This is a genomic window from Bradyrhizobium tunisiense (genome assembly GCF_042263385.1).
GTDB classification, from domain to species: Bacteria; Pseudomonadota; Alphaproteobacteria; order Rhizobiales; family Xanthobacteraceae; genus Bradyrhizobium; species Bradyrhizobium tunisiense.
Window position 1 is genome coordinate 578753 of sequence record NZ_JBHLEV010000001.1, and the last position, 25233, is coordinate 603985.

A 25233-nucleotide genomic window follows, 5' to 3' on the forward strand; every position below is an offset into this window, starting at 1 on the left:
GCGTCCTCACAATGCGAAGCGCCGCAGATCGGAGAGAACGGACGCGACGAAGCCCAGGAACCGGGCCCCGGCCACGCCGTCGACGACCCGGTGATCCCACGACAGACTCAGGAGAAGGACGAGCCGCGGTTCGAATTCGCGTCCATTCCAGACTGCCTCGGTGGCGGCACGACCGGCTCCGAGGATTGCCACCTCGGGCGCGTTGATGATGGGCGTAAATCCCTGACCGCCGACACCTCCCAGAGACGACACCGAGAAACAGCCGCCCTGCATGTCGCCCGACGCGAGCTGCCCCGCGAGCGCCTTGTCGGCGAGCGAGCGCATCTCCACGGCGATCTGCCAAAGGCCCTTCTTATCGCAGTCCCGGATCACCGGCACGACCAGACCTTTCGGCGTGTCGACGGCGAAACCGATGTGGACGTAGTGCTTGAGGATCAGCTCATCGCCATCGAGCGACGAATTGAAGCGCGGGTATTTCTGCAGCGCCAAGGCCGCGGCCTTGATCAGCAGCGACACCATGGTGAGCTTCGCCGTGTCCTTCGCGGCCTCGGCATTGGCGAGCTGACGAAAGGCTTCGGCGTCGGTCACATCCGCTTTGTCGAAATTCGTCACATGGGGAATGACGTTCCGGTTGCGCGAGAGGTTCGCGCCGGTCAGCTTCTGGATCCGCGTCAGCGGCAAGCGCTCGACCGCGCCGTACCTCTCGAAATCCACCTTGGGCCAATCGACCGGCGCGCCGGGCGCAGGTGCCATCGCCGGTCCCGATCGCACCAGTCCGTTGACGAAGGCCGCCACATCCTCACGAAGAATCCGGCCCTTGGGGCCGGTGGGCACGACAGAGTCCAGCGCCACGCCGAGCTCCCGCGCCAAAGCGCGGACCGACGGCGACGCATGCGCAGCCCCGCTGGGCTGCGGCTGCTGTGCACGTGCTGGCGAGCCATCGACTCGAGCGGCGGGCGCCGGCTGTGACAGCGCCTCCTGCTGCGGGAACCGACGCTCCACCTGTGGCACCGACGCAGCCGCCGGCGGAGGCGCGGTGGATTCACCGCGACCTTCGAGGATCATCAGAACCGAACCTTGAGAAACCCGCGCCCCGACGTCGATCATCAGTTTGGCCACCGTGCCTGCGGCCGGGGATGGCACCTCCATCGTCGCCTTGTCGGACTCGATCGACAGCAACGGCATGTCGATCGTGACCTCGTCGCCGACCGACACATTGATTTCGACTACCGGAACATCCTTGTAGTCCCCAATATCCGGCAGAACGACTTCAATTGAATGAGACATGCGCGCTCCGCCCTCTGTCAGCGAGACCAAGGCGATGCAACGCCGGTCGGCAATTCGTAGCTGGCGATGGCCTCGGCTACCTGCTCGCGCGCCACTTCACCCAATTTTGCCAGCGCCGACAGCGCCGCAACGACGATCTGCTTGCGATCGACCTCGAAGAAAGATCTCAGCGCGGCGCGTGTATCGCTGCGCCCGAAGCCGTCGGTGCCCAGCACCGTATAGGGCGCCTCGATGTAAGAACCGATCAGTTGCGGATACGCCCGGACATAATCCGATGCCGCGACGATCGGCACCGTGCCGCCGAGGCATTGTGCGACGTGGCTCTCGACCGGGGTCGACAGCGGCGAGAGCCGATTAGTTCGCTCCACCTCACGCGCCTCCCGCGCCAGCTCGGAAAAGCTCGTTGCCGACCAGACTTCACTGGGCACTTTCCATTCGCTTTGCAGCATCGCCGCGGCGGCGAGCGCCTCCGGAAGAATGGCGCCCGAGCCGACCAGCCTGATCTTCGCCGGCCCGTCAGCGCTCGGCAGAACCCGATAGAGACCCTTGATGATGCCGTCGCGCGCATCGTCGGGCATCGAGGGCTGCGGATAGTTCTCGTTCATCGCCGTGAGGTAATAGAACTCGTCGTTGCCCTGCTCGAGCATCGACCGCATGCCGTGATCGACGATGACGGCCACCTCGTAGGAGAATGCCGGATCGTAGGCCCGGCAGTTCGGAACGGTCGCCGCCATCAGATGGCTGGACCCGTCTTGATGCTGCAAGCCTTCGCCGCCGAGCGTCGTCCGGCCGGCCGTCGCCCCGATCAGAAAGCCACGCGCGCGCTGGTCCGCCGCCGCCCAGATCAGATCGCCGACCCGCTGAAAGCCGAACATCGAATAGTAGATATAGAACGGCAGCAACGGGAAGTTATGGGTGCTGTAGGAGGTCGCCGCCGCGGTCCAGGACGAAATCGCCCCCGCCTCGGTGATCCCTTCCTCCAGCAATTGACCGTCGATCGCTTCCTTGTAGTACAGCATCGAACCGGCATCTTCCGGCTCGTAGCGCTGCCCCGCCGGCGAGTAGATGCCGACCTGCCTGAACAGGTTCGCCATTCCGAAGGTGCGGGCTTCGTCGGCGACGATCGGAACGATGCGCGGGCCGAGCGTCCTGTCCTTGAGCAAATTGGTGAACAGCCGCACGATCGCCATCGTGGTCGACGTCTCCTTGCCGTCGCCGCGCAACGCGAACTCCGCGTAGGATTGCAGCGGCGGCACCGGCAGCGCTGCCGAAGCGCGTCGCCGCGCCGGCATGTAGCCGCCGAGTGCCGCGCGACGGGCGCGCAGATACTGAATTTCCGCGCTGTCTTCCGCAGGCCTGAAGAATTTCAGATTCTCGACTTGCTCGTTGCTGAGCGGCAGAGCGAACCGGTCGCGGAACGCATACAGCGCGTCGACGTCGAGCTTCTTGGCCTGGTGCGACGTCATGCGCGACTCGCCGGCGCCGCCCATGCCGTAGCCCTTCTTGGTCTTCGCCAGAATGACGGTCGGCCGACCCTTCATGTCCTTAGCGGCGGCAAAGGCCGCGAACAGCTTCTTGAAGTCGTGGCCACCGCGCTTCAGGCCGTCGATATCCGCGTCCGACATGTGCGCAACCAGCGCCCGGACCTCGGGGTCCTCGCTGAAGAAGTTGGCGAGGTTGTAGGCCCCATCCTTGGCGCCGAGCGTCTGATATTTGCCATCGACGGTGTCGGCGAATTTGCGCAGCAGCGCATGCTTGCTGTCGCGCGCGAAGATATCGTCCCAGTCCGATCCCCACAGCACCTTGATGACGTTCCAGCCGGCGCCCTGGAAGAGAGATTCGAGTTCCTGAATCACCTGCCCGTTGCCGCGGACCGGCCCATCCAGGCGCTGCAGGTTGCAATTGACGACGAAGGTGAGGTTGTCGAGACTTTCCCGCGCCGCCAGGGCGAGCCCGGCGATCGATTCCGGCTCGTCCATCTCGCCGTCGCCGAACACACCCCAGACGTGGCGACCAGCCGTCTGCACCAAGCCGCGATGCTGCAGATACTTCATGAACCGCGCCTGGTAGATCGCGCTGATCGGGCCGAGGCCCATCGACGCCGACGGCACCTGCCAGAACTCCGGCATCAGCCAGGGATGCGGATAGGACGGCAGACCGGGGCCGCTCAGTTCCTGGCGATACAGCTTCAGATTTTCGTCCGACAGTCGGCCTTCGAGATACGCTCGTGCATAGACTCCGGGGGACGAATGCGGCTGGAAATACACCAAGTCCCCCTCCGACTCGGAGCTTGACGCGCGAAAGAAATGATTGAAGCCGACCTCGAAAATCTCCGCGGCCGAGGCGTAGCTGGCGACGTGCCCGCCGAGTTCCCCATTGGCCTTGTTGGCACGGACCACCATCGCGAGCGCGTTCCAGCGAATGATCGCCGTCAGGCGGGTCTCGATCGCGATGTCGCCGGGGTAGGGCTTCTGCTGCTCGAGCGGAATTGAATTTCGATAGGGCGAAAACGGCGGAGAGTCCGGCAGAACGCCGAGCTCCTTTGCACGCCGATCGAGCGCAGCCAGGATGTATCGCACGCGCTCGGCACCGGCGCTGTGGTGGAGCGATCCAAGCGATGCGAGCCAATCGGCGGTTTCGACCGCGTCCTGATCGGCGTTGACGGCCTTGCGTGGCGGATCGATGTGTGCGGTCATGCGTCGGGCTCCCAGAAAGCCCGCGCTTGGTAGCATCGGGTGCAGTGGCACGTGCTGCTGAATACGGCCGCGTTCCGACGGATTGCCCGGCTCCGAGGGACGCCGAAGCTCGCATCGCAGCATTCTCTGCTGTTGGTTTAATCAGGCAAGTGATCGAGCCGTGGGCCGCCTGACAGATGCTTCCGCTTGGTCACGGCGCAACATGACGCATCACTAAGCGCTCACGCCGCAAGAGCTAGGCATCTTGTCGCAGATCAGTGAACTCGACGGCTCGCCGCGACTAGTGACCTGGCCATTCAAAACAGCTAACCTGGGTTAGCAGCAGGATCTGCATCAAAGCTTGACTGACTTGACGAATTGGCAGGATTGAAATGCCGCCCGAGACCGAGTTCGATCCGGATTTTGCGCGAATGGATCTGCCCGATCTTCGGATCAACTATGACCCGGTCGATCCGGATCAGTTCGATCGACCCGTCACTTCATTCTGTCTCGAAACCAGCAAAGACAACGACGACCTGCCGCTGCACTCACACCGCAAAGGCCAATTGGTCGTCGCATCGCATGGCTCGGTGATGTGCCGGGCGCCTGGCGGCTTGTGGATCGTGCCTCCGCAAGGCGCGGTATGGATTCCGGCCGGCGTGCAGCACAGCAATTGCGTGGCCGATTTCGGCAAACTCTACACCGTGTTCATCGATCCACAGGTCAGCATGCTGCCTCGGACCTGCTGCACGCTAATGATCACGTCACTGGTGCGCGAATTGATCCACCGCCTCTCGGTGTTCCCACCGCTCTATCCGCTGGAAGGACCGACCAGCCGTCTCGGCCGGGTTTTGCTCGACGAACTCGTGCAGATGCCGACGACGGATGAAATGTATCTGCCGATCTCCCCCGACGCCCGTCTTCAACACCTCGCGACCTCCTTGTTGAATAATCCGGGCGACCGCAGCACGATGGACGAAGTCGCCTCGCGCTACGCGATGAGCGAGAGTACGTTCGCACGCTTCATCGCCAAGGAAACAGGGATGACCTTCGGGCGCTGGCGCCAGCGTCTCCACATTCTGATCGCCATGCAACGCCTCACGGCGGGCAGTTCGGTCCAGGCCGTGTCGCTGGAACTGGGCTACGAAACGCCCAGCGCGTTCATCACGATGTTCAAGAAGACGATGGGACAGAGCCCCCGCCGCTTCCTCGCCGAGCGGTCGCGCCTGATCAATTCGGACAGTTTGCCCTAGCTCGCACGTCCTTACCTCGGCATTTGACGACCGCGGCGCCACGACGCTTTCGCGGGGCCGCACGGAACGACGTCAGCGTTTGCTGTAAGGCGCAAGCGGATACTCGAGCGACGCCTCCGCGATGGCCTTTGGAGCCACCACCCGCGGCCTGCCTTTCAGACCCTGCAGCATCACCATCGAACAGTGGATGTTCTGGCCGGTCTCGTCGAACTTGGTGTTGTCGCCGTACATTAGGAAAGGCTTCATGTCGGTCGTCTTGAGCGCGCCGTGAATCGCCGGCGACTCCGGCGACGCCGCTCGCGTCACGGCGTCTGCGACGATCTGCACCGCCTCGAACGCGCAGCCCGCATTGGCATCGAACCAGTCGTTCGGGTAGTCGGCCGCGAACATCTTCATGATCTTGTCGGTCTCGGCGCCCTTGGGATTGAGCCACAACGCCGACAGAACCGGACCATCACCGTACTTTCCGAGCGCGTCGTGATACGCCTTGTCCGACACGCCGTTGGAGTTGGGCGAAAACACCATCTTGGGATCCCAGCCCTGTTTGATGCATTCGCGCGCGATCATGATCGCGTCGTTGACGCGCGTGACCGAGATCAAAGCATCGGCACCCGACGCTTTCGCCTTGGCGACCTCTACCGACAGATCCTTGGCCTTCTCGTCATAGGCAACGTACTGCGCGATCTTGAGCGGAACACCCACTTCCTTCCACGCCTGATCGATGCTGGCCGCCGTCGACTGCCCCATCGTGTTGTTGAGATGGAGAACGACGGCGCTGCTCGGCGGATCCTTCAGCGTGCCGAGCACGGACTTCAGCTCCGCCAGCGATTGCCGCACGATGGTCAGCGACGTGGGGTAATAGCGGAACACTTGGGTGAAGCCCTGCGAAGTCACCTGGGTGGCGCTCGCGATGTGGACCACCATCGGCACCTTGGCGGCCTCGCAGGCCTGCAGCGCCGAAATGGTGGCGCCGGAATCCCACGCGCCGATCAGCACGGTGCAGCCCTGCCGGATCAGGCTCTCGGCGGCAATCCGGCCGTTCTCCGGACGGCTTTGCGTATCGGCGTGAACGATTTCGATGTCGAGTCCGAACTTCTCACGCGCGAACTTGGCGCCGAGATCGATGCCGCGCACGCAGGCCTGACCGGGAAACGCCAGCACGCCGCTGCTGGGCATGATCGCTCCGACCTTCACCTTCGTGTTCGCCGCAAACGATGGCCTTGATACCAGGCCTGCCGCAATTCCCAATCCGCTTCCGACAATCGTCCGCCGCGTGATTCCGCTTCGCTTGGTCATCTCGATGTCCTGTTGCTGAAGGAGTGCACTGTATCTTGACTAGTAGCTTCGTAGGTTTGGGGAGCGGCCGCCGACGTCAAAGGCCCATCTCGGCCTTGATCAGCTTTTCCTCGGTTTCGTCGTAGAGCGACGCGATCAGCGACTGATAGCGCTCGTTGATCTGCTTGCGACGCTTCTTCCGCGTCGGGGTCATCACGCCGTTCTCGAGCGACAGCTCCTCCGGCAGAATGCGGAACGCCTTGATCTGCTCGGCTCGCGCCAGCCTTCCGTTGGCTTTGCCGATCTCCGCCTCGATCAGCCGGTTGACGATCTCGGAGGCTGCCAGGTCGGCGTAACTCGTGATCTTGTCGTCGCGCGACTTCGCCCAGTCCATTGTGGCGGTGGCATCCACTTCGATCAGGGCGGTGAGATATTTTCGCCCCTCGCCGATGACCGCCGCCTCGGAGATGAAGGGACTGTGCCTCAGCTCGTTTTCGATCTGAGTTGGGCTGATCGATTTGCCGTTCGACGTGTTGATGATCTCCTTCTTCCGGTCGACCAGCTTGAAGATTCCTTCCGGCGACACTTCGACGATGTCGCCGGTGTAGAGCCAGCCGTCGCGAAGCGCCGCTTTCGTTTCGTCCGGCTTGTTCCAATAGCCCGCGAACAATCCCGGTCCGCGGACGATCATCTCGCCGTCCTGGAGCACGGCGGTTTCCCAAGCCGGATCCGGCAACGGGACCCCGACGTTGCCGGCCTTCGGCCACTCCGCCATCTGCACCAGATTGGCACCGACCAATTCGGTCTGGCCGTAGCATTCCTTGAGCTGCAAGCCCCACAGCTGCCACAGCGACATCAGCTCGGACGGCATCGCCGCCGACGAGGTGAACGCGACCTTCAGCTCGTCGAAACCGACCTCCGCAAGCAGCGGCAGGAACACTTGCTCGCGGCAGGCCGCGAACAGTTTCGAGACGAAGGCATCTTCGTGGCCGCGCTGACGGTCTTCGAGCACCCTGCGCGCGATCGTCATGGCGAGCGCGTAGTTCTGATCTCCCGCACCGCCGGCGGGATGCACCTTGCTGAGAATTTGCGTCGCAAAACGCTGGTAGAACCGGGGCGGCGCCATGTAGTAGGTCGGCTTCACCTCTTTGATCGTCTGGGCAAAGTCCGCGGTCGTCTCGCCGAAATAAGGAACTGCGTCGGCGATCAGCGGCAACGTCGTCGCCTGCCCGCGCGCGACGGTGTGCGACATCGGCAAATGAACGACCACCCGGTGTTCCTCTTCGCGCATGCTGGGGCCGAACAGGGTGATGCAATGAACGCCGGCGAGAATGGAAAGGTGCGTCAGCATAGCGCCCTTGGGGTTTCCGGTCGTCCCGGACGTATAGCCGATGCTGACGACATCGGACGCCTTTGCTGTCGCGCTCTCCTTCTGCAGATAATCATGCGCATCGACATCGTGTGCTCCGACAAAGTCGGCCAGCGACTTGATCGACGCCGTGGCCTCGCCGGTCCAATCCGGGTCGAGCACGATGATGCCGCGGAGCTGGTCGGTCCGACCGGAGGCGATCACGATGCGAAGCTGCTGCTCCCCGCCGACGAACGCGAACTTCGCGCCTGAATCCGTGAGACAGTAAGCCACTTCTTCGGGTGACGAGGTGAAGTACACGCCCACCATGACGCCGCCGGCGCACATCGTGGCCATGTCGGCGATCAGCCATTCCTCGGACGAATCGCCCATGATCGCGACCCGATCGCCGCGCTCGAGACCAGCACGCCGCAGCGCGCTGGCCAGGTTCACGACACGCTGCGCATAGGCGCCCCACGTCATGGCGGTCCAGGCGCCGTGACGCTTTTGTTGCACGGCGATCTTGTCGGGCCGCTCCGCGAGTCGTGCAGCCAAAAGCTGCGCGACGGTCGTATCGGCCAACTGGGCGCCGGATGTAATCGCAGCGACGTTCATCTCAGCGCTCCGCGAAACGCTTGCGCTTGGCCGCGAATGCGGCAACCGCCTCGGCCCGCTCGGGCGACTTGAAGGTCAACATCTCCAGCGCCGCAGAGGTGTCGAGCAGCAGGTGGGCGTACTGCTTGATGATCTTGTTGACGCTGTACTTGGTCCACACGATCGATTCCTTCGGCCCGCTTGCCAGCAGTTCGGCGTATTCGATCGCGGCATCGAGAACGTTGCCGTCCGCGACCACCTCGTTGATCATGCCGATAGCAACCGCCTTCTCGGCGGAGATGAATTCGCCGGTCATCAGATAGTGCTTCGCGCGCACCGGCCCCATCAGCAGCGGCCAGATCACCGCGCCGCCATCGCCCGCGACGACGCCGGCATTGACGTGCGTGTCGGCGAAACGAGCTGTCGAGCTCGCATAGATCACGTCGCAGAATAGCGCGAGCGTGGCACCCAGGCCGACCGCGACACCGTTGACGGCCGCGACGATCGGCACTTCGACTTCCAGCATGTTGCGGATGAGGTGGCGACCGCTGCGCGTCGGGGACGGCAGCGTTCCCTTATCCAGCGACTTCTGATCGCCACCGGAGCAGAATCCGCGGCCCGCACCGGTGAGAACGATCGCGTTGACAGAACTGTCGTGATCCAGCTTGACGAAGACGTCTTCGAGCTCCTCGTGCATCACCCAGTTGATCGCGTTGAGGATCTCCGGGCGGTTCATCGTGACGATCGCGACGCCTGTGGCGCGCTGTTCGACGATCAGGTACTTGTAGCCGTATTGCGACATTGATTTCACCGCTGGATTACTTGTTCTGGGTCCGCATCAGCCGGATCTGCCCGAGGATCTCCTCGGTCGGCCGCACGACGTTGTTTCTGTCGTTGAAATGCGGGATGACGTAGCGACCGACCATATCGATCGCCTCCATGATCTTTTCGTGCGGCACGGAGTCCATGTGCAGCAGCACTTCGTCGATCCCCATGGCCTCGAACTTCTCGATCTGACGAATGACCGTATCGGGGCTGCCGCATACCGTCGTGGCCGACTCGTTGACCAGATAGTCCCAGTCGTTGGCGGCACGCTCCATCGACGGCACGCTCTCTCCCATGTACTTGTAGTCGTCGGCAATCGCCGCGAGACGCGGATAGGCATCGGTCGAGATCTTGGCATAGTGCATCAGCGGGCCGGCATAATCCGCCTTGGCCTGCTCGTCCGTTTTCCCGATGCCGATGAACAGCGGAATGCCGATACGGGGACGCGGCAGCGGTCCCCCCTCGTCGCGCTTCCAGTTCTTCTGATAGGCGCCGATCAGCTTCTGCTGCGCTTCCCAGCCCTGATAAATGTTGCTGCTCATCACGGCGAAGCCCTGCGAGGCGGCCCAGACGTGACTGCGCTCGCTGGTCGCCGCGATCCCGATCACCGGATGCGGCTTCTGCAGCGGCTTCGGAACCAGCTGGCGCGGAGGGATCTGGTAGTACTTGCCGTCAAACGTGAAAATGTCCTGGCGCATCGCCGTTTTCAGCAGCGCCAGTCCTTCTTCCATCTGCGCCAGCGTTTCGTTCGGATCGACGTTGAACGCCCGCATCGCGATGGTGGTGTTGGCGCGGCCGCCGTAGAATTCCATGCGGCCGTTGGACAGGATGTCGGTCACCGCAAGCCGCTCGGCCGAACGCAAGGCGTGGTTGATGCGCTGCGGCATCAGCGTCACGGCTGCGCGCAGCTTGACGCGCGACGTCACCGCGGCCAGATAGCCGAACACCACTTCGGGCGCCGAGCTCGAGATCCCGCCCAGTGCCACGTGCTGCTCGGAGAGCGCGACGCAGTCGAAGCCGACCTTCTCGGCCAGACGGACTTCGTCGACCAGTTCGTGAAGCCTGCGCGAGTAACTGTGGCCGACCTTGGTTTCCTGTTCAGACCAGAACCCAAACGTAAGTGCCATGTCTCAATCCTTTTAGCTTTCGAGATGGCACAGCGTTTCATAGGCGGGGCGATATTTTCGCCCGAAAGCCGCGTTGCGTAGCAAAGCTTTCCGAATTTTATGCTGTCAGTATTCGCAACATGCCAGACGCCGCGGGAAGCTTCGCCCGCGCAGCGGACGGGCTGACCGTCAACGGCGGGCGCCGGCGACTCCGGCCTCGCTATCGAAGGTCTTGATCAGCAACTCGGCGACCGCCGCGAGGCAGGCTTCGCCGATGTTGTGGCTCGAGCCGAACGGACTTCCGATCACGCCGTTATGCGAAACCGATCGGATGCCGTTCTTCCACATCAGCTCGAGATCAACCTCCGACAAGCCGCCAAGATGGCCCACCTCGAAGCGGTCCGGTCTGACGCTGTCGGGCCGAATGACCATCATCAGCGACGTCTCGGCGATATCGGCGTGGCCGCCGACGGCCGACACGTCTCCTCCGGCTTCGCGCACCGCATCGCGCCACGTGTCGATCCATTTCGTCGAGTCGAAGAACGCCAGGATCGCAACATCCGAGGGGACGGCCTCGCGCAAGCGACTGAGCATGTCCTTCAGGACCGGAAAATTGCCGATGTGGCCCGAGTGAATCAGGATTCGCTTGAAGCCGTGCCGCGCCAGGCTTGTGCAATAATCGACACAAATCGCTTCCAGCGTCTCCGGCCGTAGCGAGATCGTACCCGGGAATGGCAGATGGTGAGACGAGCAGCCGACCGTGATGGTCGGCGCCACCAGCGTGTTGCCGCGGCTGCGCGCGATCCGCTCGGCCAGAGCATCGGCATGATCCGCATCCATGCCCAAAGACAAATGCGGTCCATGCTGCTCGACGGCCCCCAGCGGGATCACCACCGTCGTGCACCCATCGGCCAGCGCCGCGGCGACTTCCTCGTGGCTCATCTGCTCCAGATAGATCTGATCGGGATATCCGCGCGCCATCGGCTCAGCCCTTACTGCTCTTTGACAAGAATCTCGCACGCGCGTTGGTTGAGCTCTCGGCTGTGACATAGGCGTCGAGGTCGGCCACGGTCATTTCTTCGAGCGCCTGATCGCTCATTTGCGCGGTGAGGTTGAGCGACCGTTTGATGGCGTGGAACAGCTTGCGGTCTTTCTGCCGCAACGCGCCGCACACGTCTCGCGCACGGGACGCGACGTCCTCGGTCGCGACGATCTCGTTCACGGCGCCGATCGCCACGGCGCGCTCCGCGCCGACGAGCTCGCCCCAATACAGCAGCTCTTGCGCCGCCCGCACGCCGAGCTTCTCGACGGCCCGGCGCATGCCTTTGGTCACCGGCAGCAGGCCGTGGTTGATTTCCGGGAATCCGATCTTGCACGCCGCATCGGCCACGACGTAGTCCGCATGCAGCAGAAACTCCAGGGCGCCTCCGACCGCATAGCCGCGGACGGCGCAGACGATCGGGCCCGGATAGTTCTCCATCGCCGCGAGGAGTTCGTGGAAGAACCGGATGCGCGGCCTCGCGACATCGATCCCGACGACTTCCTTGATGTCGCCGCCTGCGCTGAAGAAGCGGTCGCCGCTTCCGGTGAGCACGATGCCGGGCGGATTCTCGTCGTCGGCAAAGCGCCGGATCGCCTCCAGCAACTCGACGATGAGTTGCGCATTCAGCGCATTGGCCGGCGGCCGGTTCATCGTGATCGTGACCAGGTCTTGATCACGCTCGATCAGGAGAGAAGTGGCAGTGTTCATAAGTAAGACCCAAGCGAGAGCGGCTGCAACAGCCGGGGAGCGGACCAAACGGCGGCGCGACGAGAGCGGCAACGCCCGACGCCTCGCCGAGACGGCGCGCCTCACAATCCCAGATAGGCGCGCTGGACATCGGGGTTCTCGAGCAGATCACGGCTCGATCCGTGCAACACCACGGAGCCGTTCTCGAGCACATAGCCGCGGCTGCTCAGCGCGAGCGACTTGGCGACATTCTGCTCCACGAGAAGGACCGTGATGCCCTGCTCGTTGAGGGATTTGACGACGCCGAACATCACGTCGGTCAGCGCCGGCGACAGCCCGATCGACGGCTCGTCGAACATCACGAGTTCTGGCTTCGACATGATCGCCCGACCGATCGCCAGCATCTGTTGCTCGCCGCCGGACAACGTGCCGGCGAGCTGGTCGCGGCGCTCGCGAAGCCGCCCGAACAGCTGATAGACGGAATCAAGCGTGTTTGCCCGGTCGTGCCTGGCCCGCTTCAGCGAGCCTCCGATCAGCAGATTGTCCTCGACAGAGAGCGCACCGAAGATCTGGCGGCCCTCGGCGACCTGAGCGATGCCCATTTCGCAGATGTCCCACGGCGGTCGCCGCGAGATTTCGACTCCGTTGATCCTGACGGAACCGCGCGACGACGGCACGATCCCTGCGATTGATCGGATCAGAGAGGTCTTGCCGGCGCCGTTGGCGCCGACCACGCAGATCAGTTCACCCTTGCCGATGCGGAGCGACACGCCGTTCAGCGCATTGGATCCGTCATAGGCCACGCACAGGTCGTCGATGGCGAGAAGCGCGTCGTCAGGCACGGAACCCGGCTCCCAGATAACTTTCCAGCACCGCAGGATCCGCCACCACCTCCGACGGCTTGCCCTCGGCGATCTTGGCGCCGTGGTGAAGCACCACCACGGTCGACGCCACCTCCATCACGATCCGCATCACGTGCTCGACCAGCAGGATCGTCAGTCCGCCCTCGGCGAGCCTGTGCAGCACGCCGACGACGCCGGCCGCTTCGGTCGGACGCAGCCCCGCCATCACTTCGTCGAGCAGCAGCAGCTTGGGGCGGGTCGAGAGCGCCTTCGCCATCTCCAGCATCTTGCGATCGGGCAACGTCAACTGATCCGTCCGGGCATTCGCCTTGCCGGCGAGCCCGACATTTTCGAGCGACTCATAGGCCTTGTCCCGCGCCTCCTTGACGTTCGTCGTCCAGCTGAAGGCGCCCACCATGGCATTCTCGAGCACCGACATATCTTTCATCGGCCGGACGATCTGGAAGGTGCGCGCAATGCCCATGCGGCACACCGCTTCGGGCGGCTCGCGCTCGAGCGAACGCCCCTCGAACAGCACCTGCCCGGCAGTCGGTCTCAGCGCCCCGGCGACGAGATTGAAGCAGGTGGTCTTGCCGGCGCCGTTCGGCCCGATCAGGGCGGTGATGCGCCCTGCCTGCAGTGAGAAGCTGACGTCATTGACCGCGACCAATCCAACGAACGCTCTGGTCAGGTTCTTCACTTCGAGCAGCGCGGTCATTCCTCGACCTTCCGCAGTTGTGGGATCCGGCCGCGCGCCGGCAGCTGGATCGCCCCGTAGAGCCGGACGATCGCCGGCCAGATACCGTCGGGCAGAAACCACACGACCAGGATCAGCACCGCCCCGTAGGCGACGCTGTTCAGTCCGGGGAGCCCCAGGCTGTCGCCGAGAGCTCCCATGGCGTGATGCAGCGGGATCGCGGCCATCGAGCCGACCAGCGGGCCGAACGCAGTGCCTAATCCGCCGACCACGGGGCCGATCAGTACGTCGACCGAGATCGCCATGCCCATGATCGAATCCGGAAAGATCGCGCCCTGCACCAGGCCCAGCACGCCGCCGCCGATCGCGGCCGTCGCGGCCGATATCGAGACCACCAGCACCTTGTGGCGAAACGTCCGCACCCCCAGCGCGCGGGCGGCCTCGTCGTCATCCCGCATCGCCCGCCAGACATAGCCCCAATAGGACCGCGAGATCAGCTCCGTTCCCGCGACGCCGATGGCCGCAAGCGCGAGCGCGACGAAGTAGTAGAACCGCGCGTCACCGCGCAGCATCCCGAGGTCCATCGCGCCGCTCGGCGCCTGATAGAACAGGCCCTGCATGCCGCCGACATAGTCCCACCCGCCGAACATGATCCGGGCGAATTCGGCGGCTGCGATCGTGAGCAGCGCGAAATAGATGCCACGGACCTCGAAGCGGAAGCTCAGCCACGCCAGCACCGCGCCGACGAAGCCCGCAATCACCGCGCCCAGCAGCAGACCGATCCACGGGGTGACGCCGTATTTGATGTTCAGGATCGCCACCGCATACGCACCGATTCCAACGAACAGCGCGTGACCGATGGAGAGCTGCCCGCCGATCCCGAGCATCAGGTTCCACGATTGTCCCATGAAGGTGAACAACAGGACGATCGTCAGAAGCGAGATGACGTAGGCGTTGGACATGCCACCCACCACGGCCAGGGCGGCGAAGACCAGAGCGCCGGCGCCCCAACGCTTGGTGTCGCTGGCTTGATCAGATGTCCTTTGCACCAAAAAACCCCCTCGGACGGAAAATCAGGATGATGATCAGGAGCGCGTAAGGGAGTGCTGTTTTCATCGACGGCGTGAACATCAAGGCCGCGATCGCTTCGGCGACCCCGATCGTCAGGCCGCCCAGAAGAGCGCCGCCGAAGCTGCCGAGACCGCCGACGATCACCGTCACGAAGGCCAGCAGCGTGAAGTCGACGGCGAGATAGGGCTGCGCATCGAACAGCGGCGAGATCAATGCGCCAGCGACGCCAGCGCAGGCGGTTCCGATGCCGAAGGTCACCGCATAGACCCGAGGGATATTCAGCCCGACCACCAGTCCGCCCAGTCGATTATTGGCGGCGCCCCGCAGCGATCGGCCGAATGCGGAGTACTTCAGATAGGCTCCCAGTGCGGCGATCAGCAGTCCGGCCGTAGCGGCCGCCTGGATGCGGGCCCAATCCAAGGTGAGCGGTCCCACGCTCACGGTCTGGAAGGACAGCTGAGACGCCGTCGGCCGCGGATCCGGACCGAATGACATCAGCAATACGCCGCTGAAAAGCAGTGAGAGGCCGATGAAGACGATGAACTGATAGTGATGCGGCCGATTGACGAACCGCTTCACGACGAGCGTCTCCAGCAGATAGCCGAACACGAACATGACGAACGCGGCGATCGCGGCGGCTAAAACGATCGGGACGTCCCAGATTCGAACGGTCCAGTATCCGATGTAGATCCCGAACACGACCATCTCGCCATGAGCGAAATTGACCACGCGCATGACGCCGAAGATGATCGTGAGACCGAGCGCGACGAGCCCGTAAACCAGCCCGATGAGCACCCCGCCGGCGATTACATTGAGCCAGAGTGACAGCATCAGCGACCGACCGCTGATGGATGTGCGATGGAAAGTCTTCGTCTTCCTTGCATGCTGATCGGTCCATCTTGGTTGTAGCGGAAAACGTAGCGGTGTCGGACGTCGTCCTGTGTTTCAGACCGCCTTTGGCGCGGCGAAACATCCGTCGATGTAGATGAGCGACTCACATCCGGCTCTCGTCGTCTGAGCCACCACCTCTCCGGTGAAGATGGTGTGACTAGCGTCGCTGTAAGCATTCACCACGCGGCAATCGAAGCTGCCGACCGCGCCGACCAGACTTGGTGCTCCGGTTTTGAGATCGCACCACACACCGTCGCCGAAGCGGATATCGCCCTTGCTGCCGTCCTGCCCGGAAAACTTGAGCGCCAGATCGCGATGCTCGACCCCCAGAATATTCCAGCAGAACGACCCACTGCTGAGAATGGTGTCGTGCGCACCGGCAGATCGATTGACGCAAACCAGCACGCTGGGCGGAGCCGCCGACAGCGAGCAGCCCGCCGTCAGTGTCAGACCATGGCGGTTCGGCGCCCGACCTGTCGTGACGATCGACACGGTGCCCGGCACGTTGCGCATCGCAGCGCGGAATGCTGCGGCATCGAGTGGGCCCGGTTCGGACAGCGGCGGTGTTGCGGACGACATGGCTACGACTCTTGGATTCATGGGATGGATGCGCCCTATTTGTCTGGTTGTGAGTCCGGGCATGCAGCGCTGCCCCGGCGAACGTTTGGGCTATCCGGCTGCTTGATAGAACTGGATGACGTTGCCGCCCGGATCCCGCACCTTCACCGCGCGGCCGTGACTGGCCATGTCCCGAACCGCGCCGACTTGCGCACCCAAGGCTGCGGCACGCTCCATGGCGGCCTCGAGGCTGTCGACATCGAAGACGAGAACGGCATCCTTGAGTTGTTCCGACGCGGACTCCGTCGGGTCGACGACGCAGAACGCAACCGCATCGCTCACGAACTGGATCCACTTGCCGGGATCAGCGAAGCGCACCTTCAGACCCAAGCCTTCGTAGAACTCGGCCAGGCGTCCAGGATCGTTCGCTGTCAGATAGACTTGCTTCAGTTTCACGCTCGACAATCCAACCGTCCGCCGCCCCAGTGCGATCGTGGATGAATAGTCGCTCGAGCCTCTCAGCATTACTGCTTGAACAACGCGTGTCGCAGAAGCTTCATCAGCATTTTATGCTGCAGCGACTTGTCGGGTCGCTTGATCCAGCTCTGCGTCCGGCCGATCTTTGCCATTTTCTGGTCGTCGAGGGTGGGCTGTCGTTCCTGCCGAACCACTTGTCTCGCGCAACGCCGGCGGTGTGGTCAGCGACGTGGGACCACGGCCACACGCAGCGAAAGGCGGTCGTACGAAACAGGGCCGCAGAGTTGCGGCGCTCGACACCGAAGCTCTGCTGCACATCCCGTCAAGTGCCAGGGGAGCCCCTCGATGAAGCGCCGGCCGTTACCTCGTGATCGATCCGTCGGATCAACATCGGCCTGCATATCGCATGTGCAAAAAATGTATCGAAATTAGGCAACTAACACTCTGATCGCAATGCACAATTCGAAGGTTGACGGTTTTTCGATACAAGTCGGCGATTTGTCGAAATTCCACAAGCGCAATTGCGGTTAGCGTTTACCACGCGATTGTCATCGCCCCGCAAACGATGGTGATAAGCGCCGCAAGAAGACTGCCAGATTTGGGAGACACGCGATGTCGACAACCTCTCTCGACAGAATAGATATCAAGATCCTCAACGAGCTCCAGCAGAATGCGAGCTTGACCAATGTCGAGCTCGCATCACGCGTCAATCTCTCGCCGTCGCCGTGTCTGGCTCGCGTCAGAACACTCGAGAAACTCGGCGTGATCTATCGACGGATCGCCCTTCTCGATCCCGCCGTGCTCGGCATTGGTGTAACGGCTTTCATCCAGATCAAGCTGGAAAAGCAGGTCCAGACGTCCCTCGAGAATTTCACCCGATCCATCGACCGGCTGGCCCAGGTAATGGAATGCTATCTGATGACCGGTGAGAGCGACTACATGCTCCGCGTCATGGCGGCCGACATCGAAGATCTCGAAGACCTGATTGTCAACAAACTATCCCGCATTCCCGGCGTCAGCAGCATTCGATCAAATCTGGCCCTCAAGCGCATTTCGCACAAGACCGTGCTGCCGATCGACGCCAATCGGCCGGTCACCGTCAAGGCTTGCGCCAACCCCTCGCGCCCTCTGGAGCGCTCCCCAAGACCCCGATACGACACAGCTGGTCCTTTGCTGTCCGACGCGCCGATCGGGCTCGACACCAATTGTCCCAGCTACAGCGTGGAAAGACTATGAGGTGCCCCGCCATGGGCTCCGGCCAGTTAGCAATAGTGGTGAAGTCAAGATCGGCAGAGTGCTCGAGCGGCGCTCCGAGCCTGACAATCCGCACACGACCCAACGCGAGCACACGTCGGCTCCAGCCAGCAGAGCGACCGAGATGACGGCATCGATCGAAGCGGCCCTGCAGGCGTTCGCCGACGGCGAAATCGTCGTGGTCACCGACGACGACGATCGCGAGGGCGAAGGCGACCTCGTCGTCGCCGCCTCGCGGTGTACGGCTGGGAAGATGGCCTTCATCATCCGCCATACATCGGGAATCGTCTGCGCTCCGATTACCCTCGAAGGCGCGAGACGCCTGCGGCTTGACCCGATGGTTCTCAACAACGACTCGGCTCAAACCACGGCGTTCACCGTATCTGTGGACTACCGGCCGGATAACGGAACGGGCATCTCGGCCGAAGAGCGGGCCTCGTGCTGCCGTGCACTCGCAAACCCCAACGCTGGCGCCGGCGATTTTTGCCGGCCGGGACACGTCTTCCCTCTGATTGCAAAGGAGGGGGGCGTACTCATGCGCTCGGGTCACACCGAGGCCGCCGTCGACCTGTGCAGACTGGCAGGTCTCGAGCCGGTCGGTGTCATCAGCGAACTGATGAACGACGATGGCTCAGTGATGAAGGGTCCGCAAGTCGCGGCGTTCGCCGACAAGCACAAGCTGAAACAGATCACCATCGCTGACCTCATCAGCTTCCGGCAGGCCCGCGAGACGCTGATCGAGCGCGTCTCGAGCGTCACGGCGGAGAGCCCGATCGGCCCGCTCCAGGGCTATTCGTATCGCTCGCCGTTCGACCCCATTCATCACGTCGCCTATATCTACGGAGAACTGGGCGACGGCACCAACGTCCTCACGCGCTTCTACAAACCCAACATCCTGCGCGATTTGTTCTCGGGTCAGGAACAGGCCAAGATGAACGTCATTCTGCAACGCTTCAAGGATGATGGCGGCGGCGTGCTCGTCTATCTGCGCGACGGCGCGGCGGGCGTTCCGCCTGCGCCGCTAGGCCCGATCGGTTCGCGCGAAGACGACCGCAATCGGCAATGGCGCGAAATCGGCGTCGGCGCCCAGATCCTGCGAGATCTCAAGATCAGCTCCATCCGTCACCTCACGTCGTCGACGCATCACTTCAAGGGACTGTCAGGCTTCGGCATCGAGATCGTCCGAAACGAAGCGCTCTAACTCCAGCCATCTGCGTTGCGAAAGTCCATTGAGCGCGTCCCGCATCTCGGGCATCCGGCGAAGCTTGCAGTTCGTCTCACGACAGATTTCCCCCGGCCCAGTCTGGCCGGCCTCGCGCTCGGAGAAGTAGCGCGCCGGCGACTTGCCAAGCGCCTTCTTGAACATGGTGATGAACGCGCTCACCGACTCGTAGCCGAGCGCCCCGGACACGGACTGAACCGTGTCGCCAGCAGACAATTTCTGGATGGCGACGATGATCTGAAGCTGCTGAAGCCAGCGACTGAAGGTCATGCCGGTCTCGGCGAGCACAATGCTCATCAAGTCCGCTCGCCGAGCGCGACGGCTTGCGCCCACTCTGCCACGGTCCGGCGATCGGCCGGATTGTCCATCAAGGTATCGGCGATCATACGCAGTTTCGAACTCCGCGTGATCGGAAGACGCAGCCGTTCGGTCGGCATGGCGATCAACTCGTTGAGGAGCACCGCGGCGATCTGCGCGGGCGGGCCGTCGGGATCGTAGAGCGGGGGCAGCGTCGCCATGCGATGGATCAGCTCGCGCAACAGCGGTGAGATCGACAGCGTGCAGCATTTCTGCGGCACGCTCGCCGCATCCATGACCACATAGAGAAACAGCAGGCTGGAGTTGCCGCTGACGCGATTGCTGTGGGGCATGCCGCCGGGAATCCAGACGCCGCGGCGCGGCGGGACCACCCGCAGCCCGCTCGGCACTTCGCACGTCACACCGCCGCGCCGGGCGAGGACTAGCTGTCCCTTGCGATGGGTGTGAACCGGCAGTCGATCCCAATCGGCCCCCCGGCCGAGGTCGCGGAAGCTTTTGCGACGTGTTATTTGGCGCCCCGAGGCAAAAAAGAACGCCGGCGATCCTTTGGTTCCAGGGGCATATGGTGGAGAGAGTGGGAACCTCCACCAGAAGCGCCTGAAGACCAATAATCCCTTGTTTGTCAGGCTTTAGCCGGATAGCAAGGTGTGGTTTTCGGGTATGGTTTGATGGCAGATACCAAGTTTCTACAGAAGAAGGGCAACACGTGGCGTGTCGTCGTGGAGATACCAAAGTCCCTTCGACACGCGGCGAACGGGAAGCCCCGCTTCATCAAGTCTCTGGGCACTGAAAGCCTTACGGAGGCCAATCGGCTCAAGCACAGCCACGTCGCGGAATTTAAGCGCCGCATCAAGATGTTTGAGAAGGGGCAAGCTGACCCGCTCGCCGCAGCGATTGGAGCGGCCATCGCCTTCCGTGAAGCGTTCGCATCCTCCGACAACGAGTACCTTGCACACGGCGATCAGGAGAGCCTTGCCGCCAGCGAACTGCTCGACGTGGTGAACCAAGAGGCTGAAGCGCTGTTGGAGGCTCAAGGGCCTGAAGCAGAGCGGCTATTCCGTAGTCTCGCAACTGGCAAAGCAACGCTCATCCGTGACCATTTCCCAACGTGGCTGACCATCTGCGAGGGCACAGAGCAAACTAAGGCGCAGCACGAGGCCGCGATTAAGCGCTATCTCGCTTGGGCAGGCGAGTACACGTCCATCCAAGCCACCGACCGGCGCAAGGCGGGCGTATACGTTCAACGGCTCAGAGACGAGAAACTAGCGCCCAAGACCATCCAGAGGCATCTTTCGACGCTATCCACCTTCTGGCGATGGCTGATGAGCAGCGGGCTCACCGACCCGAACAACCGCGACAATCCATGGCGTGAACACGGCGTCAGCAAGAAGTCCCGCAAGGGCAAGGCGGCTACGCGGAAGGGCCTTAGCAACGAGAAGCTATTGAAGCTCCTCAAAGGCCGGTATGGCACCCCCCGCTATGCTAACGTGCTCGCAGACCTCACACGCCTCGCCCTGCTGCATGGAGCCCGGCTCGATGAGCTTTGCTCCCTCAAGAAGGCCGACGTTCACAAGCGCGCCGATGGCTATTGGTTCGTCATCAACGAAGGCAAGACGGATGCCGCTGCACGCGAAGTTCCCCTCCACAAGCTCGCTGAGCCAATCGTAAAGCGGCGCATGAAGGGCGGTGATGAATACCTGTTTGCGGGCTTAGTGCCAGGAGGTCCCGACGACAAGCGCTCTTGGAACGTCAGCAAAGCCTATGGGCGCTTCCGCAAGCAGCAGGACGTTGGTGTTAGCGCGCGCTTCGAGGACTTCCACGCGCTTCGGAAGACTTTTGTGGACTTGATGGAGGGCTTGGAGGTCCCTGAGAGCACAGTGAAGCTTATCATTGGTCACGACCGGGGCGAAGATATCACCTACGGGGTCTACTCGACCGGCCAGCGCTTGGACCTCCGCAAGATCATCGACAGGGTGGATTATGGACCTGAAGTGATGACGGCGTTGGCTTCGCCTACTGGCTCGGACCGCGTCTAAATCTGCACTCAGGGGTGGTCACGCCATGGAGCGTAGTCGGTCCCGTCGAAGCCTTCTTCAGGCGGACCGAATGCAGCGGTAGCATCGAAGCGCCCCACCAACTTGATCACTCGCACGGCATCCGGCCACAGCGAGACACCACGTTTCACACCCTTCTCCCACACGGCAATGACGCCGCTGATGCGGATGAGCGAGCCGCTACGGATGATGATGCCAACCTTGAGCGGTGCGCCTTTAGCATCGGTAAGCAGCGGTTGTTTTTTGGGGGACTTGAAGTTGAAGGCGATAGCACCTTCCTTCGTCTCCTTCCACGGAGCATGCACGTTCTTCTTGCCAGCGAAGTGCCGGTCGAGGACGGCCTGAATTTCCTCTTGCAATCGTCCCGCATACCCCTCGTCAGCAGTCGCTTCGGTCTTGTACTTGCCGTCAGCGTACTCACCTTCCATATCCGGCTCTGAGAGCTTCGGGTAGCGAGCGGTCATGACCTCGGTAACGAACGGTACGTGCTCGAAGTCCTCCATCACAATACTATTTCGTCGATGTTGAGCTTAGCCATTGGCAGTTCGCTCCCGACCAGAGTGAGACGATCCATGACTTCTCTCTTGAGCCCATCTAGCGGCTTGCCAATGTGACGCTCAAGTCCGCGCGAAAATTCTGTCCCGAACAAAACCGTTCCGCGCGAGGCCATCTCGACCCGCTTCTGAATGCGCCTAATGTCTTTATCGCTCGCTTGAGGCTGGCCAATAGCGTAGCCCGGCACAACCAACCGCCTCCACTCCGCTGACCGAGCCTTGTAGTCGTCCTCTAATCTTGATGAACATAGGAATATCAATTTAAGCCGCTGATTGGTTGCGCCACGTATTTCCTGATAGAGGCGCTTCGATATTGGAGGGTATCCCGAGAAAAGTACGACGGCTCCCCGTTCGCCGCCCCGCACCTCTTGGCCAAGGCTTCGGGCAAAATCGGCCCTCATCCTGTCGTACGGCTCTCTCAAGCTCCCCCTGATGCGGTCTGCGGCAGCGCGATTTGACAGATAGGGATACACACCGATGTCATCGGATGTCTTGTCAGTCCTTAGTAGGTCGAAGAAATTTTTCTCAAGAGAAGAAGCGACAAGTTCGTGGCGATACTTGTATGCCTTTGAATAGAACCAGACGAACTTGGCACGATCAGGGCCGACCGAGAGAGGACCAGAGAGGTCATTAAAAACCGAGCACAATCGCTTCGTGAGAATATCTTGCTCTGCCGAACTGTCATAGAACGCCAACATCGGTGCCGTGCTGTCGTCGAAGCCTCGGATAACGGCGTCAACTATCCAATCAGCGTTTTGATACTTGGACACCGTCATCGCAACAGCATCAAGCATCGGACTTGTGACACGTGCCACACTGGCTTCAGGTGATGGGCCGTGGTGAGGCACTTTGAGCAAATCTCCGGCCCCGAGAATTTGCCTGCATCTGACATTAGAGAGGTTTGCACCTCCGATGCTGGAGCCGGTCAAGTTCAGGATATCGGCTGTGAGATGGCCAAAATCGACGTTGGTGAGGTCGCAATTTTGGAGGTCAACAGCTGGATCGATGCCGAAGCGCTCGACTAACGCGGCAAAATCTTCCTCTTCAGTCTCAAGCAGCGTAAACAGAGCATCCAGCGCGTTACTCATCGTTCTTGATGTCACCTCGCAATGTCGATGACCAACCCGCAATCGAAGCCGATCCGCTTTTGTCCTCCAGCAGATTGATCTCTTTCAGATGCTTAGCGAGCAGCACTTTCGCGATGGCTGCTTGGTTCGGAGACTTCTTAAATCGGTCAAGAAACGCTGGCTGCGCCTCAACGTCTATCATCACAATATCTTTAGGCTGGAAGGAAAGCCGTCCCTCAACCCTGATTGAGGGCGCATTGACGCGCAGCTTGCAGAGGGCTTCGTCGCCTGAATATCGCGACTGCATGTAGGCTTCCGCGACTGCGGAGAAGCGCCACCTATTCCCCGAAATGGCGACTACCGGCTCTTCTCGCGTGTCCGCTACTTGAGTTTCTGTAGCTGAGACCTTGCTGTCCTTAGACGCCCCGGCGCTTACGGTCGCCTCATTCTTCCCCAGGCCGATTGCGCCGCCCTTCACTTGGGCACCAAGCGAAACACTGCCCCCCGCCCGTAGTGTTTTCGTAGCAGCCGTGGTGCGTTGGATATGCGTCTTCGTCGAAGCCGGTTTCTTATCCCCGAAACGGTGCGCAGAGGGATCAATCTCACAGCCCGTCAGGTCTAAGCTAAGCGTGGCCCTCGCCAGCCCTATTTCCACGGACTTGGACCAGTCTTCCGAAGACACAATCATCGTCCCAAATCGAACGTCTGCTCCGAGATGAAAGTCGTGCTCGTTCGCGCCCTGAGGAGCGAACAGGGCGACCTCAAGCAGATCGCCGCATCCCGCCTGCGCAACCTGTTCGAGAGCAATCGGCTTCGGTTTCTTCGCTGCCACGGCGACTTCCTCAACTTCAGTCGCGAAGGAAGATGCTCAGGAACTGTCCGGAGTGCAAGCGGAGGGAGCTATGCTCGTCACTTCTCCACCGTTGCACGAAAATGCTTGCCGCCGTACACGAATTGATCTAACGTCCGTTACATCAAGACGTGTATGAGGGCTTTTGGCGGTGGCACAGGGAAAATTCATCTCCTACCTGCGGGTATCGACCGACAAGCAGGGTCGAAGCGGCCTTGGTATCGAGGCGCAACGCGAAGCCGTCACGAGCTACCTCAACGGCGGTCGGTGGACCTTGGTGGCTGAGTACGTCGAGACGGAGAGCGGCCGGAAGTCTGACAGGCCCAAGCTCGCAGCAGCACTCTCGCACGCCAAGGCCATCGGCGCGAAGATGGTCTTCGCCAAGCTCGACCGCCTCACACGCAATGTGGACCTCTTGCGTTCCCTCGTGGCGAGCGACGTGGACCTTGTGTTCTGTGACCTTCCGAGTGTTCCTCCCGGCCCCATGGGCAAGTTCCTGCTCACACAGATGGCGTCAGTAGCAGAACTTGAGGCTGGCTTGATCGGAGAGCGCACTAAAAAGGCGCTTGCCGCTGCGAAGGCGCGCGGAGTGAAGCTCGGAAACCCCAACGGGGCTCGTGCTCTCCGTGGGAAACAGACCGGCAACGCTGAAGCGGTTGCCAGGATCAAAGAGAAGGCAACACAGCGCGCTATGGACCTTCAAGGTATCCTTGAGACCATCAGACGCTCAGGCATCACGAGCGTTCGCGCCGTCACTGAAGAACTCAACCGCCAAGGCATCACCGCGCCTCGTGGCGGCGAGTGGCACCCTACCGCCGTTGCGCGGCTGCTCAGCCGCCTTCCCAAAGCTGCCTAAGTCTCGTCGAGGAACGCACCGCATGCTGATACAGATTGCCATAGCCGCCGTCATTGTCTCTGCCCTGGTACAAGACCGCTGCATGATCCTTGGGAGCTTGGCAGGGCTTGGTGCGGCCCTCTACGTTGGCTGAGTGCAGTGCTGGAATTAAGGCTATCTGAACCCGACGGTGCTGAGCTTGCTCGGATAGAGGCCGCTGCACATGCTTTGTGGCCAGGATGCAGCGTGACCATTGACCCGCTTCGGTCATTCACGTTCGTTCGCATTTCGCCTGTGCCTGAAGACTTCACTGACACAAAAGTGATTTTGGTGTTCGGTGTTGCGCCCTGGTGGCGTGAGTGACCCATTGTCGGGAAGCGCTGGCCTGATTTTGGGATGGCACTTACGGGCGTATGAAACCTCTTGCGCTCTGAAGCGCTGCTTGCCGCTC

At 61.9% G+C, this 25233-nt stretch carries 24 protein-coding genes; 5 read left to right on the forward strand and 19 right to left on the reverse strand.

The genetic code is table 11. The features are described 5' to 3' along the window. Positions 1-6 precede the first annotated feature (6 nt). Both ACFDR6_RS02655 and mdeB read right to left on the reverse strand, forming a co-directional pair. Positions 7-1287, reverse strand: a complete 1281-nt coding sequence (locus ACFDR6_RS02655; protein ID WP_375857265.1) for a 2-oxo acid dehydrogenase subunit E2 — start codon at positions 1285-1287, stop codon at positions 7-9. A gap of 17 nt (positions 1288-1304) precedes the next feature. Then, positions 1305-3983, reverse strand: a complete 2679-nt coding sequence (gene mdeB / locus ACFDR6_RS02660; RefSeq protein ID WP_375857266.1) for an alpha-ketoglutarate dehydrogenase — start codon at positions 3981-3983, stop codon at positions 1305-1307. A gap of 371 nt (positions 3984-4354) precedes the next feature. Here mdeB and ACFDR6_RS02665 point away from each other — a divergent pair, with 371 nt between their 5' ends. Further along, on the forward strand, positions 4355-5215 hold the full coding sequence (locus ACFDR6_RS02665) for an AraC family transcriptional regulator (protein ID WP_018316658.1): 861 nt from the start codon (positions 4355-4357) through the stop codon (positions 5213-5215). Between the two features lie 72 nt (positions 5216-5287). Here ACFDR6_RS02665 and ACFDR6_RS02670 read toward each other — a convergent pair whose 3' ends face one another. The 12 genes from ACFDR6_RS02670 to ACFDR6_RS02725 all read right to left on the reverse strand — a co-directional run bounded on the left by ACFDR6_RS02670 (position 5288) and on the right by ACFDR6_RS02725 (position 16607). After that, positions 5288-6511, reverse strand: a complete 1224-nt coding sequence (locus ACFDR6_RS02670; RefSeq protein WP_375857267.1) for an ABC transporter substrate-binding protein — start codon at positions 6509-6511, stop codon at positions 5288-5290. 76 nt (positions 6512-6587) lie between these two features. Beyond that, positions 6588-8453: an AMP-dependent synthetase/ligase gene (locus tag ACFDR6_RS02675; RefSeq protein ID WP_375857268.1), complete on the reverse strand. Its 1866-nt coding sequence runs from the start codon at positions 8451-8453 to the stop codon at positions 6588-6590. A gap of 1 nt (position 8454) precedes the next feature. Next, entirely contained in the window at positions 8455-9234 is a 780-nt protein-coding gene (locus tag ACFDR6_RS02680; RefSeq protein ID WP_375857269.1) for an enoyl-CoA hydratase/isomerase family protein, read from the reverse strand. A gap of 16 nt (positions 9235-9250) precedes the next feature. After that, positions 9251-10384, reverse strand: coding sequence for an LLM class flavin-dependent oxidoreductase (locus ACFDR6_RS02685; RefSeq protein ID WP_375857270.1), 1134 nt, complete (start codon positions 10382-10384; stop codon positions 9251-9253). Between the two features lie 168 nt (positions 10385-10552). Then, positions 10553-11344: a creatininase family protein gene (locus ACFDR6_RS02690; RefSeq protein WP_375857271.1), complete on the reverse strand. Its 792-nt coding sequence runs from the start codon at positions 11342-11344 to the stop codon at positions 10553-10555. Positions 11345-11348: 4 nt separating this feature from the next. Next, the gene (locus ACFDR6_RS02695; protein WP_375857272.1) at positions 11349-12185 is read right to left on the reverse strand and encodes an enoyl-CoA hydratase/isomerase family protein; all 837 of its coding nucleotides are present in this window, start codon (positions 12183-12185) and stop codon (positions 11349-11351) included. A 29-nt stretch (positions 12186-12214) separates the two neighbouring features. Further along, positions 12215-12934 carry an ABC transporter ATP-binding protein gene (locus ACFDR6_RS02700; protein WP_354056973.1) on the reverse strand — a complete coding sequence of 240 codons (720 nt, stop codon included), beginning with the start codon at positions 12932-12934 and terminating at the stop codon, positions 12215-12217. Beyond that, positions 12927-13652 (reverse strand): ABC transporter ATP-binding protein, encoded by a 726-nt coding sequence (locus ACFDR6_RS02705; RefSeq protein WP_375857273.1) that lies wholly within the window; start codon positions 13650-13652, stop codon positions 12927-12929. The genes ACFDR6_RS02700 and ACFDR6_RS02705 overlap by 8 nt, the downstream gene beginning before the upstream one ends. Then, positions 13649-14680, reverse strand: a complete 1032-nt coding sequence (locus tag ACFDR6_RS02710; protein ID WP_375857274.1) for a branched-chain amino acid ABC transporter permease — start codon at positions 14678-14680, stop codon at positions 13649-13651. Before ACFDR6_RS02710 ends, ACFDR6_RS02705 begins: the two co-directional genes overlap by 4 nt. Next, the gene (locus ACFDR6_RS02715; RefSeq protein ID WP_375857275.1) at positions 14664-15533 is read right to left on the reverse strand and encodes a branched-chain amino acid ABC transporter permease; all 870 of its coding nucleotides are present in this window, start codon (positions 15531-15533) and stop codon (positions 14664-14666) included. The genes ACFDR6_RS02710 and ACFDR6_RS02715 overlap by 17 nt, the downstream gene beginning before the upstream one ends. Positions 15534-15647: 114 nt before the next feature. Beyond that, positions 15648-16172: a flavin reductase family protein gene (locus ACFDR6_RS02720; RefSeq protein ID WP_375857276.1), complete on the reverse strand. Its 525-nt coding sequence runs from the start codon at positions 16170-16172 to the stop codon at positions 15648-15650. A 90-nt stretch (positions 16173-16262) separates the two neighbouring features. Next, positions 16263-16607, reverse strand: coding sequence for a VOC family protein (locus tag ACFDR6_RS02725; RefSeq protein WP_375857277.1), 345 nt, complete (start codon positions 16605-16607; stop codon positions 16263-16265). A 699-nt stretch (positions 16608-17306) separates the two neighbouring features. Here ACFDR6_RS02725 and ACFDR6_RS02730 point away from each other — a divergent pair. Both ACFDR6_RS02730 and ribB read left to right on the forward strand, forming a co-directional pair. Further along, positions 17307-17864 (forward strand): Lrp/AsnC family transcriptional regulator, encoded by a 558-nt coding sequence (locus ACFDR6_RS02730; RefSeq protein ID WP_375857278.1) that lies wholly within the window; start codon positions 17307-17309, stop codon positions 17862-17864. Between the two features lie 142 nt (positions 17865-18006). Continuing rightward, positions 18007-19083, forward strand: a complete 1077-nt coding sequence (ribB, locus tag ACFDR6_RS02735; protein ID WP_375857279.1) for a 3,4-dihydroxy-2-butanone-4-phosphate synthase — start codon at positions 18007-18009, stop codon at positions 19081-19083. Here ribB and ACFDR6_RS02740 read toward each other — a convergent pair. Both ACFDR6_RS02740 and ACFDR6_RS02745 read right to left on the reverse strand, forming a co-directional pair. Beyond that, positions 19042-19392: a helix-turn-helix domain-containing protein gene (locus ACFDR6_RS02740; RefSeq protein ID WP_375857280.1), complete on the reverse strand. Its 351-nt coding sequence runs from the start codon at positions 19390-19392 to the stop codon at positions 19042-19044. The genes ribB and ACFDR6_RS02740 overlap by 42 nt on opposite strands. An 8-nt stretch (positions 19393-19400) precedes the next feature. Continuing rightward, on the reverse strand, positions 19401-19754 hold the full coding sequence (locus ACFDR6_RS02745; protein WP_375857281.1) for a cupin domain-containing protein: 354 nt from the start codon (positions 19752-19754) through the stop codon (positions 19401-19403). Positions 19755-20090: 336 nt separating this feature from the next. On the opposite strand from ACFDR6_RS02745, the gene ACFDR6_RS02750 reads away from it, so the two are divergent. After that, positions 20091-21458, forward strand: coding sequence for a DUF6538 domain-containing protein (locus ACFDR6_RS02750; RefSeq protein ID WP_375857282.1), 1368 nt, complete (start codon positions 20091-20093; stop codon positions 21456-21458). A gap of 8 nt (positions 21459-21466) precedes the next feature. Here the strand turns inward: ACFDR6_RS02750 and ACFDR6_RS02755 are convergent, their stop codons facing one another. From ACFDR6_RS02755 to ACFDR6_RS02765, 3 genes are read right to left on the reverse strand one after another with little or no spacing between them, the layout of a single operon-like run. After that, complete coding sequence (locus ACFDR6_RS02755; protein ID WP_375857283.1) at positions 21467-21979, reverse strand: hypothetical protein; 513 nt, start codon at positions 21977-21979, stop codon at positions 21467-21469. Beyond that, the gene (locus tag ACFDR6_RS02760) at positions 21979-23118 is read right to left on the reverse strand and encodes a hypothetical protein (RefSeq protein ID WP_375857284.1); all 1140 of its coding nucleotides are present in this window, start codon (positions 23116-23118) and stop codon (positions 21979-21981) included. Before ACFDR6_RS02760 ends, ACFDR6_RS02755 begins: the two co-directional genes overlap by 1 nt. Further along, complete coding sequence (locus ACFDR6_RS02765; RefSeq protein WP_375857285.1) at positions 23111-23929, reverse strand: hypothetical protein; 819 nt, start codon at positions 23927-23929, stop codon at positions 23111-23113. The genes ACFDR6_RS02760 and ACFDR6_RS02765 overlap by 8 nt, the downstream gene beginning before the upstream one ends. 169 nt (positions 23930-24098) lie before the next feature. Here ACFDR6_RS02765 and ACFDR6_RS02770 point away from each other — a divergent pair, with 169 nt between their 5' ends. Beyond that, positions 24099-24803: a recombinase family protein gene (locus ACFDR6_RS02770; protein ID WP_375857905.1), complete on the forward strand. Its 705-nt coding sequence runs from the start codon at positions 24099-24101 to the stop codon at positions 24801-24803. Positions 24804-25233 lie beyond the last annotated feature (430 nt).

Excerpts from the sequence above, each read along its gene's own strand:
- ACFDR6_RS02655 (WP_375857265.1), bottom strand. The coding sequence starts at position 1,287 with ATGTCTCATTCAATTGAAGTCGTTCTGCCGGATATTGGGGACTACAAG.
- mdeB (WP_375857266.1), bottom strand. The coding sequence starts at position 3,983 with ATGACCGCACACATCGATCCGCCACGCAAGGCCGTCAACGCCGATCAG.
- ACFDR6_RS02665 (WP_018316658.1), top strand. The coding sequence starts at position 4,355 with ATGCCGCCCGAGACCGAGTTCGATCCGGATTTTGCGCGAATGGATCTG.
- ACFDR6_RS02670 (WP_375857267.1), bottom strand. The coding sequence starts at position 6,511 with ATGACCAAGCGAAGCGGAATCACGCGGCGGACGATTGTCGGAAGCGGA.
- ACFDR6_RS02675 (WP_375857268.1), bottom strand. The coding sequence starts at position 8,453 with ATGAACGTCGCTGCGATTACATCCGGCGCCCAGTTGGCCGATACGACC.
- ACFDR6_RS02680 (WP_375857269.1), bottom strand. The coding sequence starts at position 9,234 with ATGTCGCAATACGGCTACAAGTACCTGATCGTCGAACAGCGCGCCACA.
- ACFDR6_RS02685 (WP_375857270.1), bottom strand. The coding sequence starts at position 10,384 with ATGGCACTTACGTTTGGGTTCTGGTCTGAACAGGAAACCAAGGTCGGC.
- ACFDR6_RS02690 (WP_375857271.1), bottom strand. The coding sequence starts at position 11,344 with ATGGCGCGCGGATATCCCGATCAGATCTATCTGGAGCAGATGAGCCAC.
- ACFDR6_RS02705 (WP_375857273.1), bottom strand. The coding sequence starts at position 13,652 with ATGACCGCGCTGCTCGAAGTGAAGAACCTGACCAGAGCGTTCGTTGGA.
- ACFDR6_RS02715 (WP_375857275.1), bottom strand. The coding sequence starts at position 15,533 with ATGCTGTCACTCTGGCTCAATGTAATCGCCGGCGGGGTGCTCATCGGG.
- ACFDR6_RS02720 (WP_375857276.1), bottom strand. The coding sequence starts at position 16,172 with ATGTCGTCCGCAACACCGCCGCTGTCCGAACCGGGCCCACTCGATGCC.
- ribB (WP_375857279.1), top strand. The coding sequence starts at position 18,007 with ATGACGGCATCGATCGAAGCGGCCCTGCAGGCGTTCGCCGACGGCGAA.
- ACFDR6_RS02745 (WP_375857281.1), bottom strand. The coding sequence starts at position 19,754 with ATGCCCCACAGCAATCGCGTCAGCGGCAACTCCAGCCTGCTGTTTCTC.
- ACFDR6_RS02750 (WP_375857282.1), top strand. The coding sequence starts at position 20,091 with ATGGCAGATACCAAGTTTCTACAGAAGAAGGGCAACACGTGGCGTGTC.
- ACFDR6_RS02755 (WP_375857283.1), bottom strand. The coding sequence starts at position 21,979 with ATGGAGGACTTCGAGCACGTACCGTTCGTTACCGAGGTCATGACCGCT.
- ACFDR6_RS02760 (WP_375857284.1), bottom strand. The coding sequence starts at position 23,118 with ATGAGTAACGCGCTGGATGCTCTGTTTACGCTGCTTGAGACTGAAGAG.